This window comes from Pseudomonas sp. MS19 (assembly GCF_013277615.1).
GTDB classification, from domain to species: Bacteria; Pseudomonadota; Gammaproteobacteria; order Pseudomonadales; family Pseudomonadaceae; genus Aquipseudomonas; species Aquipseudomonas marincola.
Genome location: NZ_VBTO01000008.1, coordinates 24,984 through 39,243, shown reverse-complemented (window position 1 = coordinate 39,243; position 14,260 = coordinate 24,984). Strand labels below are relative to the sequence as shown.

The 14,260-nt window shown below is 61.0% G+C and carries 9 protein-coding genes; 4 read left to right on the top strand and 5 right to left on the bottom strand.

The genetic code is table 11. The features are described from left to right. Position 1: 1 nt before the first annotated feature. Positions 2-1,120: a PilT/PilU family type 4a pilus ATPase gene (locus FEZ62_RS07380; protein ID WP_172927294.1), complete on the bottom strand. Its 1,119-nt coding sequence runs from the start codon at positions 1,118-1,120 to the stop codon at positions 2-4. Positions 1,121-1,309: 189 nt separating this feature from the next. On the opposite strand from FEZ62_RS07380, the gene recC reads away from it, so the two are divergent. From recC to recD, 3 genes are read left to right on the top strand one after another with little or no spacing between them, the layout of a single operon-like run. Continuing rightward, positions 1,310-4,564, top strand: coding sequence for an exodeoxyribonuclease V subunit gamma (gene recC / locus FEZ62_RS07375; protein WP_172927293.1), 3,255 nt, complete (start codon positions 1,310-1,312; stop codon positions 4,562-4,564). Beyond that, positions 4,561-8,130 (top strand): exodeoxyribonuclease V subunit beta, encoded by a 3,570-nt coding sequence (gene recB / locus FEZ62_RS07370; RefSeq protein WP_172927292.1) that lies wholly within the window; start codon positions 4,561-4,563, stop codon positions 8,128-8,130. Before recC ends, recB begins: the two co-directional genes overlap by 4 nt. Further along, entirely contained in the window at positions 8,127-9,965 is a 1,839-nt protein-coding gene (recD, locus tag FEZ62_RS07365) for an exodeoxyribonuclease V subunit alpha (protein WP_172927291.1), read from the top strand. The genes recB and recD overlap by 4 nt, the downstream gene beginning before the upstream one ends. Before the next feature lie 28 nt (positions 9,966-9,993). Here the strand turns inward: recD and FEZ62_RS07360 are convergent, their stop codons facing one another. Continuing rightward, positions 9,994-10,899 carry an AEC family transporter gene (locus FEZ62_RS07360; protein ID WP_150548024.1) on the bottom strand — a complete coding sequence of 302 codons (906 nt, stop codon included), beginning with the start codon at positions 10,897-10,899 and terminating at the stop codon, positions 9,994-9,996. 95 nt (positions 10,900-10,994) lie between these two features. Between FEZ62_RS07360 and FEZ62_RS07355 the strand changes: the two genes are divergently transcribed. Beyond that, positions 10,995-11,408: a GFA family protein gene (locus tag FEZ62_RS07355; protein WP_172927290.1), complete on the top strand. Its 414-nt coding sequence runs from the start codon at positions 10,995-10,997 to the stop codon at positions 11,406-11,408. A gap of 5 nt (positions 11,409-11,413) precedes the next feature. Here the strand turns inward: FEZ62_RS07355 and FEZ62_RS07350 are convergent, their stop codons facing one another. From FEZ62_RS07350 to FEZ62_RS07340, 3 genes are all read right to left on the bottom strand, one after another. Next, the gene (locus FEZ62_RS07350) at positions 11,414-13,333 is read right to left on the bottom strand and encodes a DUF4105 domain-containing protein (protein WP_172927579.1); all 1,920 of its coding nucleotides are present in this window, start codon (positions 13,331-13,333) and stop codon (positions 11,414-11,416) included. Between the two features lie 29 nt (positions 13,334-13,362). Next, entirely contained in the window at positions 13,363-13,683 is a 321-nt protein-coding gene (locus FEZ62_RS07345; protein WP_172927289.1) for a DUF2388 domain-containing protein, read from the bottom strand. Positions 13,684-13,850: 167 nt separating this feature from the next. Beyond that, complete coding sequence (locus tag FEZ62_RS07340; RefSeq protein ID WP_069900831.1) at positions 13,851-14,168, bottom strand: DUF2388 domain-containing protein; 318 nt, start codon at positions 14,166-14,168, stop codon at positions 13,851-13,853. Positions 14,169-14,260 lie beyond the last annotated feature (92 nt).

The following is a 14,260-nucleotide window of genomic DNA, read 5'->3' as shown; positions in this document are numbered from 1 at the left end:
TTTATCCCCCGCTGCTGTCGAAGTTGTCTTCATAGTTGCCGCCGAATTTCATTTTGAGAGACAGGTCGGTGCGTGAGTCGGCGTGCTGCAAAGCCTCTTGCTCGCTGATCAGACCCTGCTCGACCAACTTCAGTAGATGCTGGTCGAAGGTTTGCAGGCCTTGCTCCATTGCCTCGCCAATGGCCGCCCGCAGGGTGTGCAGTTCATCGCGCTGGATCAGGTCGCGAATATAGGGTGTGGATATCATCACTTCGGCCGCCAGCACGCGCTTGTTTTGCAGGCCCGGCACTAAACGCTGGCAGACCACTGCAAGCAGGTTGTTCGAGGCATCGGCCAGTGCTTGCGAGCGCGCACTGTCATCAAAGAACCGCACCAGCCGCTCAACCGCGTGGCTGCTGGAGGTCGCGTGCAGCGTGGCTAAACACAAGTGCCCAGATTCAGCATAGTGCAAAGCCTGGCGCATGGTGCTCTCGTCGCGGATCTCGCCGAGCATGATGACGTCGGGCGCTTCGCGCAGAACATTGCGCAGGGCGTCTTCAAAACTGTGCGTGTCGAGGCCGACTTCGCGCTGGTCGATAATCGACTTCTGATGGGTGTGAAGAAACTCGATCGGGTCTTCAATGCAGACAATATGCCCGCTCTTGTTGCGGCTGCGATGGTCGAGCATCGAGGCCAGCGTGGTCGATTTACCGGAGCCGGCCGGGCCTGTGACCAGAATCAGGCCGCGATCCTCCAGCGCCAACGCGGCAACAGAAGGCGGCAGGCCAAGGTCTTCAAGGTGGGTGATGTGGCTTTGAATCAGGCGGATTACCATCGCCACTTCGCCGCGCTGATAGTAAACATTCACCCGAAAGCGGCCGGCCTGTTTCTGGCTGACGGCAATGTTCAGTTCCAGATTGCGCTCGAATTCGGCGATCTGCTTGGGGTTCATCAGCTGGTACGCCAGCTTCTGCACATCGCCCGCCTGCAGCTTGCGCTGGCCCACGGGCTGGCTGTGGCCCTCGATTTTCAGGTGCGGTGGCGCGCCGACACTAAAAAAGAAGTCCGAACCTTTGTGGCGCTGCATGAAGTGCAGAAATGCAGCAATATCCAGCGCCGGGCTTCCCTGTTCTTCCGTCATGGCCATTCCTTGCGGTTGTCGTAACACTGTTACAGCAAGCATAGTTGGCTGCTGGCCAATTACATGGCGTTAAGCGGCCCGGCAGTTGGCAGTGAGGCGACACTGCGTAGGTAATCTGTTGCGACAGCAAATGTCGCTTGGGTGTGGGAGGCTGGTAACCTAGCGATATTCAAAGGATGCGAATCGTCGATGCTCAGTCTTTATCATGCCCCCGATCTGGAAACGCTTGGCGAGTTGGCCACCACCCTGCTCGCGCAACCCTTAAGCGACCCGTTTGCGCCCGCGCACGTCGTGGTTCCCAGCCAGGGCATGGGCCGCTGGCTGACGTTGCAACTGGCGCGCAAGCAGGGCATTGCGATGCAACTCGACGTGCAGCTCCCGGCGAGTTTTATTTGGGCGCTGTCGCGCACCGTGCTGGGCGATCTGCCGGAAAACTCGGCATTCTCGCCGACCACCCTGAGCTGGCGGATTTACGACTGGCTGTGCGAGCCCGGGCATTTGGCGCAAACCCCGCGTCTTGCGCATTATCTGGACGGCGGCGACGAGCGTCGACGCTTGTCACTTTCGGCGAAGATATCCGACGTTTTCGACCAATACCTGCTTTATCGCGATGATTGGCTGGCTGCGTGGGAGCGCGGTGAGTTGCTCGATCTGGGCCCGGATGAAGGCTGGCAAGCCTTGCTGTGGCGTGAGTTGACCAAAGACGGCCACCCGCACCGTGCACGGTTGCTGGATGACCTGCTGCGTCATCTGTATGCCGATGAACCGATTGCCGGCTTGCCCGAGCGCTTGCTGGTGTTTGGCATCAGCAGCTTGCCGCCGCACCATATGCGCGTGCTCGACGGTTTGGCGCGGCACACCGAGGTGGTCATTTTTGCCCTCAACCCGTGCCGTGAGGCTTGGGGCGAGATTCGTGACATTCGCGAACTGGCGCGTCAGCCTGAGCTGAGCCCGGATGAGTGGTATCTGGATGTCGGCCATCCGCTGCTGGCGAGCCTCGGCAAGCAGGGCCGCGATTTCTTCGACAGCTTGCTGTCGCTGGCGTCAAGTGAAGGCAGTCAGGAGATCGGAATTTATTCGGAAGACAGCGACCTGGCTGACAACAGCCTGCTGCATGCGCTGCAAAACGACATTTTGCGCCTGCACACCCGTGCGCTTGAGGAGCGTCTGGTGCTCGACAGCGGCGACCGTTCGCTGGAGATTCACGTTGCGCACTCGCCGCTGCGCGAAGTGGAAATTCTGCATGATCAATTGCTCGCGCGCTTTGCCAGCGACGCCGAGCTGACGCCGGATCAGGTGGTCGTGCTGACTCCGGATATCGAGCGTTATGCACCCTATATTGAAGCCGTATTCGCGCCGCGCGAAGGCGTGCCGCGGATTCCTTTCAGCCTCGCGGATCGCAGCATGCGCGCGGAAATTCCGCTGATTGAAGCGTTTATCAGTCTCCTGGGACTGGCGGACAGCCGTTTTACCGGCGAAGACATTCTCAGCTGGCTTGAACAGCCGGCCATCGCCCGCCGCGCCGGGATTGAAGCGGAAGACTTGCCGCTGCTGCGCGACTGGCTGCGTGATGCCGGAATCCGCTGGGGCCGTGATGCGCAACACCGTGCGGAGCTGGGCCTGCCCGCGGACTCGGCGTTTACCTGGCGTCAGGGGCTCGACCGGCTGTTGCTGGGCTTTGCCGCGCCGCCGCAATTAGCCGGTCTGGCCGCCCCGTTGCTGGGCGATAGCTGGCCGTTGGACGCGCTGGAAGGCGCGCGTGCGCAACTGCTCGGGCGCTTGGCGGGCTTTGTCGAGCGGCTGGCGCGCATTGCCGAAGACATGCAGCGCCCAAGGCCGTTAGCGACCTGGGCTGAAACCCTGCAAAAAATGATTGATGAGCTGTTTGATGAACGCGAAGCGGGAGACACCTTGTTGCTGCTTTCCAAGGCGTGCGCGGCGCTGAACGAGCAAGCAGAAGCGGCCGGTATCGAACGACCCATCGAGATGGCCTTGATTCGTCAGCAGTTGAGCGCTGCGCTGGATCAGGGCAACAGCGCGTCGGGCTTTCTCACTGGCGCCGTGACCTTTTGCACGATGGTGCCGATGCGCAGCCTGCCGTTTCGTCAGGTCTGCCTGCTTGGTCTTGATGACGGCGCATTGCCGCGGCGCACCCCCGCCGCCGGTTTCGACCTGATCAGTCAAAAGCCACGCCGTGGTGATCGCGCCCGCCGGCTGGATGACCGCTATCTGCTGCTCGAAACCCTGCTCTCGGCACGCAGCGGTCTGTACCTCAGTTATGTCGGCCGCGATCCGCGCAGCAACGCGGTGTTGCCGCCTTCGGTGCTGATCAGCGAACTGCTCGATGTAGTCGATCTCACGGCCGTGTGCAGCGATGGTGCGCCAGCCAGCGAATACATTTGCCTTGATCATCCGCTCCAGCCATTCGCTCCGGGTAATTTCAGTAGCGCCCGCCATGTCGGCTTTGCTGCGCCCTGGTTTCGCGCGGCTCAGCGCCTAGCCGAGCCTGTGCTGGCGCAGGCGGCGGTATTTGCAGAGGCGCTGGGCGAACCGAACGAAGACTGGCTAACCCTCGAGCCGAGTCAGTTGATCAGCTGCTTCAAACATCCGGCGCGGTTCCTGCTCGAACAGCGGCTGGGTTTACGGCTGGCGCAAAGTGAAGAGGCGTTGGCCGGAGACGAGCCATTCAGCGTGGAGTGGACGGCCTTGCACGGGCTGCGCAAGCTGGCGCTGCAAGCGGTCGAACAGGGCTGGAGCGAGCAGCAGGAACGCAGTGTTGCCGCAGCCTCTGGCTGGTTGCCGGTCGGTGAACTGGGGCAGGCGTACTGGGGGCAGATTCGCGGGCCGATCCGCGCCTTTGCGCCGACGCTGTTCGAGCAGCGCCCGCAAGATCCCGCGCAGCCGCTGCTGGTGGATATCCAGCTGGCAGGCGTGCGCATTCATGGCTGGCTCGATGGTGTCACCGCGGATGGTTTGTTTGATTACCGCCTGCGTGATATCGGCGCGTGGGAGTTGGCGCCAATGTGGTTGCGCCACTTGATGCTCAACAGCGCGGCCACTCCCGGTATCACTCGCCACAGCCGCCTGCTGTCGCCGAAAAAGGACTGGCAGCTGGGGCCGCTGAGCAATCCTCTGCAATTGCTGGAGCCGTGGTTGCGTGCCTATCGGCAGGCTATCTGCGAGCCGCTACCGGTGTTCGCCAAATGCAGTTACGGCTTTGCTCATAAAATGCGCAATCCGGGCCGCAAGGAACCGATTGATGCGGCGCGCAGCGAGGCGCGACTCATGTGGCAAGGCAACGATTTCATGACCGGTGAAGGCGAAGACCCGTGGAACGAGTTGGCCTTTCGCGGGCGTGATCCGCTGGATGAAACATTTGAAGCGCTGTCCAACGAATTATACGGCCCGGCCATGGATGCACTCGGCGCGGAGGATGACCAATGAGCAGCCAGCCACTGAACTTATTGCACGACTCCTTCAGCGGTCGCTCACTCATCGAAGCCAGTGCCGGCACCGGCAAAACCTGGACTCTCACAGCGCTGTTCGCCCGCTTGCTGCTGGAAAAGCAGCTGACCGTTTCGCAGATTCTGGTGGTGACTTACACCACCGCCGCCACGGCCGAATTGCGCGAGCGCATCCGCAAACGTCTGGCCGAATTGCTAGAGGTATACAGCAGCGGCCCCGGCAAAGATGCGTTGCTCAACGAGTTGTATGCGCAATACCCGGACCCGGCCAGCCACCGGCGCTTGTTGCTGGCGGTGCACGGTTTCGATGAAGCGGCGATCTTCACCATTCACGGTTTCTGTCAGCGCGCGTTGCAAGATGCAGCCTTCGAGGCGGGCGGCGATTTTGATAACGAGCTGACGCAGGATGACCGCGAGATTCTTGATGCGCTGTTGGCGGACTTGTGGCGCCATGAACTGGCAGCCGCCGAGCCCGAGTGGGCGGCGTTTCTGGTGCAGAAAAAAATCACCCCGCAGAGTTTACGCCAGCGTTTGCGCAATCACTTGGGCAAGCCGTACATGCGCGTTGAGCCGCAGCCGGGCGAGCTGGGCGATATGGCCGATCTGCAACACGCCTGGCAGCATGCACGGGATTTCTGGCAGCGCCAGAGCGCCAGCTGGATCGCCGAGCTAAGCGCATTCAGCGGCTTCAACAAACGCAGCTACGATGCTGCCAAGTTTGCCCTGTGGCAGGTCGAGCTGGACGGCTACTTCTGTGATCCGGCGGCGTTGTTCAGCAAGGTCGACGGGCTCAAGCGCTTATCCCGCGAAGCACTGATCAAAGGCACCAACAAGGGTTTTGAACCGCCGCTTGAGGCCGTGGCCGATGCGCTGCAAGGTTTGTGTGATGCGCTGGATGCTGCGCAACCCGAAGCGGAGATGCGCCTGATTGACCTGCAAGTGCGGCTTATCGCCCAGCTCAATGAGCAACTACCGGCGCGTAAGGCGGCGCAGCGCATGCTGGCATTTGACGACCTGCTCAATCGTTTGCAGCAGGCGCTCTATGGCGAAGGCGGCGAGCATCTGGCCAGAACCTTGCGCGAACAATATCCGGTGGCCCTGATCGACGAATTTCAGGACACCGACCCGATTCAGTATCAGATTTTCAGCACCATTTATGCCGCCGATGCGCCTGCGTCGAGCAGCACTGAGTCCGCTGATCTGTGTTTTGTCGGCGACCCCAAACAAGCGATTTATGCCTTTCGCGGGGCTGATCTGGCGACCTACATGCAGGCGCGCAGCGAAGCGGATCGTGAATACAACCTAGGCACCAATCACCGCTCCACGGCGCAATTGATCGACGCCTTGAACCTGCTGTTTGCCCGCGCGCGGCCATTTGCCGAACACGACCTGAGTTATCCACCGGTCGCGGCCAGCACCCGCTCGCGTGAACAACTGGTGCTGACCGGGCAGGATGAGGCGGCCGTCGGGCTGGTCTGGCTGGGCGATGAGCCGCTCGGCAAGGGTGAGGCGGGTGGTCTGGTCGCCACCGACACCGCGCGGCGAATTGCCGGTTTGCTGGCGGCGAGCGCACGTGGCGAGGCTTATTTCGAGCAGGAAGGCAGTCGCAGGCCACTGGCTGGTGCCGATATTGCGGTGCTGGTGTCGAGCCATCGTCAGGCCAGTGAAGTGGCCAGCGAGCTGACCGCACGCGGCGTGCCGAGTGTGCGCCGTGGCAAGGAAAGCGTGTGGCACAGCGAAGAGGCCACGGCATTGGCCGCCGTTCTGGCCGCCTATATCGAACCGGGCCGCGAAGGCGCGCTGCGCTTTGCCCTGGCCACTCGCTTGCTCGGGCGTAATGCCCGCGATCTTGCGGCAACCCAAGACGATGCCCGCGCGTGGGATGAAGAACGCGAGGCTGCCGAACGCTACCACCAACTCTGGCAGCAGCAGGGTTTCATGCGCGCGTTTCGCGCCTGGCTGGATGAGCAACAGGTTGCCCAGCGCTTGCTGGCGATGGATGACGGCGAGCGACGGCTGACCAATCTGCTGCATCTGGCCGAACTGCTGCAAACCGAGAGCCTGAGCCGTCCCGGTCAGGAGCAATTGCTCAGCTGGTTCAATGCCCAGCGCGAAGTGGATAACCACGGCGAAGATGCCTTGTTGCGGCTGGAGAGCGATGCCGAGCGGGTGCAGATCGTCACCATCCATACCTCCAAAGGTCTTGAGTACCCGTTGGTGTTTTGCCCGTATTTGTGGGACGGCGCGTTGCTGCGTAAACAGGAAGACATCACCTGTCACGCCGATGACGGCACGCCGCTGCTCGACCTTGGCGGCGAGCAGCTCGACCACCACCGCGAACGTGCCCGTCGTGAGCGTTTCGCTGAGCGGCTGCGACTGGTTTATGTGGCGCTTACCCGCGCGCGCGACCGTTTGTGGCTGCATTGGGGGCCGGTTGATAGCAAGCCGAAAAAAGACGGCACGCTGAGTGAAGAGGGCCTGCACAGCAGCGCGATGGCGTGGCTACTGCACGGTCGTGACTTGGCGGGCGAGGATGCGCTGAGTGAGCTGGCAGAGCACATGCGCACCTTGTCTGCCCAGGGTTTGCTGGCAGAGCTGGAGCAACTGGTGAGTAGCAGTAACGGCCAGTTCAGCGTGCTCGCGCTGGCGCAGGATGAAACGCACAGCGCCGGTGAGCAACGCGCTCCGGCCCCCGAGCAACTGGCGCATTTGCCGCGTTCCTTGCACAGCGCCTGGCGAATTGGCAGCTTCTCCGGTTTGGCGGCAGGCATGCACATGGAAGCGCCGGACCGCGATGGATTGGTGATTCCCGATGCCAGCGAGCCCGGCAGCGGTTTCTACGCCTTCCCGCGAGGCGCGCGCGCCGGTACTTGCTTGCACGCGATTCTCGAAGACTGGGCCATGAACAAGGCGCCGCTGGCTGACTTGGTCGAACCAGCGCTGGCAGGCCACGGTATTGATACTGACTGGACTGCCGTGGCGCAGGCGCATTTGCAGTTAGTGGTGGACACTAATCTGGACGGCAACGGCCTGACGCTGGCAACGCTGCAAGCCGCGCGCCGCTTGCCTGAGTTGGGCTTTACCTTCCCGGTTGGCGGGCTGGATGTGCAGCGCCTGCGCAAGATTCTCTGTGACCCGGCGTATGGTCTGGACGAGCCGATGCGCGACGCCGCTTCACGGTTGGAATTCGACAGCCTCAAGGGCTTTCTCAAAGGCTTTATCGACCTGACTTTCGAGTATCAGGGGCGCTGGTATATCGCCGACTACAAATCCAACTGGCTTGGGCCAGATGCCAGTTACTACGGTGGCGAGCGCCTTATTCAGGCGCTCGCGGCAGAGCATTACTACCTTCAATACCTGATTTATCTGGTCGCCTTGCGGCGCTTCCTGCGCCAGCGCCTGAGTGATTTTGAGGATCAGCAACTGGGCGGCGCGTATTACCTGTTCCTGCGCGGAATGCCGGGCGCGGGGGTGTATTTTGCGCGGCCCAGTGACGCGTTGCTGGATGCATTGGATCAGTTATTTGCGGGTGAGGCAGGCGTATGACTCTCGACAAGATCGACCTCGGCCCGCTGGAGCGCGCACTGGTCAACAGCCTGCAGCGCCTTGATCCGGATGCCAGTCCAGTCCTGCTGGCGTGCGCCGCATTGCTGTGCAGTGCGCTGGAAAAGGGCGATGTGTGCCTGCCGCTGCGGCGTATCGCCGGACTGCGACCCTGGGCTGATCAGCCGTTCAGCCTGCCGGGGCTGCACGAATTACTAGACGCGCTGAACGCATCGCAGCTGGTGGGCCCGGCGGGTTCGTTCAAGCCGCTGATTATGGTTGGCGAGCGGCTGTATCTGTCGCGGTATCAGGCCTACGAGCAACAGTTGGCGGAGCAGTTGCTGGCGCGTTGCAGTGATATTCCGCCGGTGGATGAAGCCGTTCTGAGTGCTAGCCTGACCCGCCTGTTTGCGTTTAACAGCCAGCAGTCGGACTGGCAGCGTTTAGCAGCGGCGCAAGCGGTGCGACGTAAGTTGGCGGTTATTTCCGGCGGCCCCGGTACGGGCAAAACCACCACGGTGGTGCGCTTGCTCGCGGCCCTGTTGGAGCAACCTGATTCCGGGCATCTGGCTATCGGTTTGGCAGCGCCGACAGGCAAGGCGGCGGCGCGCATGGCCGAAGCCATTCGCAACGCCAAGGCGCAATTGCCGGTGAGTGATGCGGTTAAAGCGGCGCTGCCGGAAGAGGCGCGTACGTTGCACCGCTTGCTCGGCAGCCGGGGTGACAGCCCGCAGGTTCGGCACAACGCCGCCAATCCGTTACCGCTGGATGTGTTGGTGGTGGACGAAGCGTCGATGGTCGATCTGGCGCTGATGGCCAAACTGGTGGATGCGCTGGCGCCCAGTGCGCGGCTGATTCTGCTGGGTGACAAAGACCAGCTGGCGGCTGTGGAAGCGGGTGCAGTGTTTGCCGAGCTATGCGAGGGACGCGGTTTTGATGCGCAGGCAGCGGCCGACTTACAGCGTATTACCGGCCAGCAGGTGGCAGTTGAACAACCGCGCTCAAAGCTCGGGGATGCGGTGGTTCTGCTTACTCACAGCCATCGCTTTGCCGGTGACAGCGGCATTGGCGAACTGGCCCGGCGGATCAACGGCGGCGATGTGCCCGGCACCTTGAAAGTGCTCAGGGAAGGTCGCGAGGATTTGGCCTGGATTGAGACGCCGACGCCTAATGATCTGCTGGTGCGGTTGGAGCAAGGTTATGCGGGCTTTTTGCAGGCGGCCAAAAGCGCTGACCCAGCGGCAGCCTTTGCGGCGTTCAATACCTTTCGGGCGCTGACGGCGCAGCGCGAGGGCCCGTGGGGCGTCTCCGGGATCAACGAGGCACTGGAAGCGCGCTTTAAGCGGCGTCTGCAGGTTGCCAGCCGTGAGCGCTGGTACGCCGGGCGGGCGGTGATGGTGCGCCAGAATGACTACGCGCTGGGATTGTTCAACGGCGATATCGGCATTTGCCTCATGACCGAGCACGGGCTGCGCGTGGTGTTCGAGGCCGAGCAGGGTTTCCGCCCGTTTGCCCCGGCACGATTGCCCAGCCATGACAGTGCCTTCGCCATGACGGTGCACAAGAGTCAGGGTTCCGAGTTTAATCAGGTGTTGCTGGCGCTGCCCGAACAGCCGAGCCCATTGCTCATCCGCAGCCTGTTCTATACCGGTATTACCCGGGCCAAGAACAAGGTCGAGATATGGGGGCTACCGGTGCGTCTGGCCGAGGCGGTAAGTACCCGCGCCGAGCGCGCGGCGGGGCTGGCCGAGCGCCTGCAGAACGGCGTGCCAGCGCCGGCTGCGCCGGTGCAAACCCCCGCTGCCACGCCCGCAGGCAATCAACTCGATCTGTTTTGAGCCGCTGCTGAGTCAGGCCCGCAGTGGCCTAACTCAGCAGGGTTAGAATAATCGGCAGGCTGGCCGCTGCCAGCAGCGTTTGCAGGGTAATTACGCCGGCCATCAACTGGCTGTCACCACCGAGATGACGCGTCAGCACATACGCGGTCGGTGCAGTCGGCAAGGCGAAGAACAACACCAGCACGGTGCTTTCCATTGCTGGCAAGTGCAGCGCATAGGCCACCAGCCAGGCCATCAGGGGCATCGCCAACAAGCGAGCGAGGCTGTTCCAGCCGAGGGCCGGAATTTCGCCGCCCAACTGCTCGGGCCGCAGTGCTGCGCCCACACAGAGCAGACCCAGCGGCAAGCTGGCAGCGGCAAGCAGGCTGAGCAGACGGTCACTGCCAAACGGCAGGCCAATCCCGCTAAAATTGATCAAAGCCCCGGCAAGACAGGCCAGAATCAGTGGGTTTTTGGCAATCGGCAACAGCAGGCTTCGCGCACTGACGCCACGCTCAGCGGTTAGCGACCAAACTGACAAGACGTTGACCGTTGGCACCATCAAGGCCAGCATTATTGCGGCAAGGGTCAAACCCTGCTGGCCGAACAGGCTGCCAACGGCGGCAAGCCCCAAGTAGGTGTTGAAACGCAAAACGCCTTGGGTAAATACGCCGAAACGTGCCGCTGGCCAACCGCGTATACGACGAATGACAAGCAATGCGACCCAACCGATAGCGAGGGCGAGCATGACCGCAAGACCCAGACGTGGCAGCGCCGGATTATTCAGCGGTGCACGCGCTAAACTGCTGAACAGCAGTGCCGGGAAGAGTATGAAATAGTTGAGGCGTTCAGCGCCTGGCCAGAATTCTTCATTGGGGAAGTTCCAGCGGCGCAGATAGAAACCCGCGATGATCAGGGCAAAAAGTGGCCACAGCGCCAACAGCAGATCAAGCACGATCACCTCCCAAGTAGTTAGGGAGCTATCTTGATCAGCGCCAGCGTGCAAAGCAAGTAAAGAGGCTTGATCAGAGCGTTTATAGAGGAGAATTTATGAGCGATTTACACACCGGTGGTTGTCAGTGCGGCGCGTTGCGTTATCAATTCGACGCGCCGTTGCACGATATCGCACATTGTCATTGCGCCACTTGCCGGCGCAGCAGTGGCGGTATTGTCACGACCTGGATCACGGTGCCGCTGGAGCGTTTTCAGTGGTTGCAGGGCACGCCAAGAACCTTTGCTTCATCGTCCAGTTGCGTGCGCAGTTTCTGCGCGGATTGCGGCGCCCAGTTGGCGTTGTTCACCACGCTTAGCCCGAACACGCTGGATGTAACGGTGGCGACGCTGGATACGCCTGAACTGGCCCCGGCAGATCGGCATATCTGGGTGCATAACCGGTTGCCGTGGTTGCAGCTCGATACGCATCTGCCCGAAGAGCATGAAGAAGACATTGATCCCCTGATCTAGAGCGCTCAGGGCAACATCAGCCCGCCGTTGGCTTTATGCACCTCGTGCAGGTGATTGGCGAGTTGCTTGAGGTTAACCCCGATGGCTTCCATTTCAGCCAAACGCTCGGGGTCGAGCAAGTTGCGAACCTCCTGATTGAGTTCTTCGCTAAAGCGCAACATCAGCTGTTGGCGGCTGCTGCTGGAGTCGCGCAGGTCGTCCAGTTCACTCGCCTGCGGCAGGCCGTAGCCGCTGCTGAGCAGCTCTGCCGGACGGCTGAGAAAACCTGAATTGGCCAAGAGCTGTTCCAGCGCATTGCCCGCCTTCTCAAGGCTTGGGTCGTTGCTGTCGTTACCGCTCAGATAGCGTTGTTTGAGTTCGTCCTGAGCCAGCAGCAGTTGTTTGCGCTGCGCCGCTTTCTCCAGCAATAACATGGCCGCGCTGGCGCGCATGTCGGCTTTTTCGAACCAAGCCCGGCGCTCGGTTGCCGGCAGTGTCAGCCAGTCTTCAACGGCTTTTTGCGGGATGTTCAGGCGCTCGTGAAGCACCTCGAACATTTTCTGGTAACGGTCGCGGTAAGAGTCAAACCAGTAACCGAGGCGCATGGCTTCACGGCGGTCATCGAGCACTGTGTTGTCGGCCAGATTGTGTGCATCGAGTACTTCCAGCAAGCCGTTGGGCATGATGCTGTCCAGCGATTGCATTGGTGCCTGATTGCCGCCGGTACGGATCAGTTTGAGCGTTTCGACCGCACAGTTATTCGACAGGAAGAAGTAGTCGCCGTCATAACTCCAGTGCAGTTCGAGCGAACGGGTTACCAGATCGTTGATCTGCTGGCGATCGAGTTTCAGCGGCACCGAGGCCAGGCTGCGTAATTCGGTTTTGGTGTATTCATCGATTACCTGCGCCAACGGCAAGACAAACAACCGCGACGGATACTGGCCAACCAGTGCGCCCCAACTGGAGAGCTGAACATCACCGAGAAAGGCGCGATACGACAGCACCAGATGCTGGTCCAGATCGAGCCGGCAGGCAGGCCCGCGTGGGCGGCCCGGTGCACATATAACCAGGCGCAGCATGCTGTGGCCCCAACGGCTGGCGAGTGCGTCGTTGGCTTCGGCAAGCAGGTAATCGACTTCATAGACCCGCTCCGGATCGAGCATGCCGAGCGGTTCGCGGGCAAAGTCACTGCCGGCATTCAAATAAGCCAGCTCGTTGCCGCAAGCAGTCTGCGCGCTGGGCGACCAGTTGAAATGTTGATTGAAGTACGCCGCGAGTGAAGGTCGGCGGCAGGCATAAGTCGGGTCGAGAAGGTAGTACTCCATGTTCACGGCCACAAACTCGAGCGGATTGGTCAGCTCGTATTCATCAGGGCTGCGGACATTCTGATGGTTTTCATCTTCACGCTCACCGCGCCGCCCGACATATTGCTGCCAGCCGGCCAAATCCAGCAGGCGTGGGTCGTCACTGAGGGTGAAGCGACGCTCGGTCTGGCCGCGGCAGCCATCTGGCAATCCGACCAGTCCGCTGCTGTGCGCGCGTTGCTGGCAGTGGCGGAACTGCTGGCGCTCGGCGGCAGACCACAAGCGTTCGCGGTCGTAGAGATGCGTGAGTTCGTGAATCAGGGTTGCCAGCAGCTCTTTGCGCACGGTGCCGTGTGGGCGCTGGGTGGTTTGCGTCGATGCGCTGCCATCGACCAGTGCAGGCAGTAACCGCTGATTAAGAGTGATCCCCGAGAAGCGTCCGGCCTGACCATAGATTTCGCTCGGCAGCGGCTGCCATTCAATAGCAACGCTGCGATCGAGTTGTTGGATAAATTTCGGAGGGAGTGCGGCAAAGGCCTGCTTGATCAGTTGCTGGCTGGCTTGTTTTTGCGCGTCATTGAGCGCGCTGTCTGCCAGTTCCAGTTTGAGAGCTGCATAGCTGCCGGAGCTGGCCAGCAGCATGATCAGCAGCAGGCTTTTGCACAGCCAGCTCACAGAGAAAGAATGGCTTCTGCGAGTTCCTGGTCTGAAGCAGTTTGCGCTTCAGGCACCTGAGCGCGAATGGTCGTGAGCGCGGCTTCGAGGTTGGCGCCGCGAATTTCGCCTTGGCTGGCGACAAAGCTGGCGGCGTCTTCATGCGCCAGCTGAACAATTTTCGAGTCGCGGATCGACGTGGTCGTGTCCGATGTAAAGTCCAACGAGCGATCAAGTGCCCGAATCAGTACATTGCTGGTGGCAATGATGGTTTGAGCCTGGGCAGTGCCGGTAATCAATGCAGTGGCGGCAACAACAGCGAGGAGCGGACGATACATGGACGATATCCGATAAGCAGAAATTGGTTTGGGTACAGCGTGCGCATTACAGCGGGGAGCTGCTTGGGGCGCAATAGCCTTGACGCGATTGGCTGCATTAAAGCCCGCGTTGCTATCAAATAATCAGCCAGCCCCATGGCGTGATGCGTTGGGGCTGGCTGTCTCTGTTACAGGCTGAGGATAGCCTGAGCCAGTTGCATGTCATTGGCTTGCAGGCTTGGTGCGACCTGACGCACGTGGACCAGAGCAGCCTCTAGGTGGGCGCCACGGATGGAACCCTCGCTGGCAACGAAGCTGGCGGCGTCATCGCGGGCGGCGAGCACAACTTTGTCGTCTTTGAATGAGGAGCTGACATCTGATGTCGCATCGGTTGTGGCGCCAAGTGCGCCAACGGTTGCGTCGGTGGTTACCACAAAGCTGGTAGCAGAGGCGCTGGTTGCAAGTGCAAACAAGGCGAGAAAGCTAAGACTGCGGATAGGATTCATCCTGAAAGCTCCAAAGGGTTTATAAAAGCACGCCATTTTGCATGCTTGTCGAATAATAGATTAGCTCAGCTGCGCCGAGACGCACGGCGATA

Excerpts from the sequence above, each read along its gene's own strand:
- FEZ62_RS07380 (WP_172927294.1), bottom strand. The coding sequence starts at position 1,120 with ATGACGGAAGAACAGGGAAGCCCGGCGCTGGATATTGCTGCATTTCTG.
- recC (WP_172927293.1), top strand. The coding sequence starts at position 1,310 with ATGCTCAGTCTTTATCATGCCCCCGATCTGGAAACGCTTGGCGAGTTG.
- recB (WP_172927292.1), top strand. The coding sequence starts at position 4,561 with ATGAGCAGCCAGCCACTGAACTTATTGCACGACTCCTTCAGCGGTCGC.
- recD (WP_172927291.1), top strand. The coding sequence starts at position 8,127 with ATGACTCTCGACAAGATCGACCTCGGCCCGCTGGAGCGCGCACTGGTC.
- FEZ62_RS07355 (WP_172927290.1), top strand. The coding sequence starts at position 10,995 with ATGAGCGATTTACACACCGGTGGTTGTCAGTGCGGCGCGTTGCGTTAT.
- FEZ62_RS07350 (WP_172927579.1), bottom strand. The coding sequence starts at position 13,333 with ATGCTGCTGGCCAGCTCCGGCAGCTATGCAGCTCTCAAACTGGAACTG.
- FEZ62_RS07345 (WP_172927289.1), bottom strand. The coding sequence starts at position 13,683 with ATGTATCGTCCGCTCCTCGCTGTTGTTGCCGCCACTGCATTGATTACC.
- FEZ62_RS07340 (WP_069900831.1), bottom strand. The coding sequence starts at position 14,168 with ATGAATCCTATCCGCAGTCTTAGCTTTCTCGCCTTGTTTGCACTTGCA.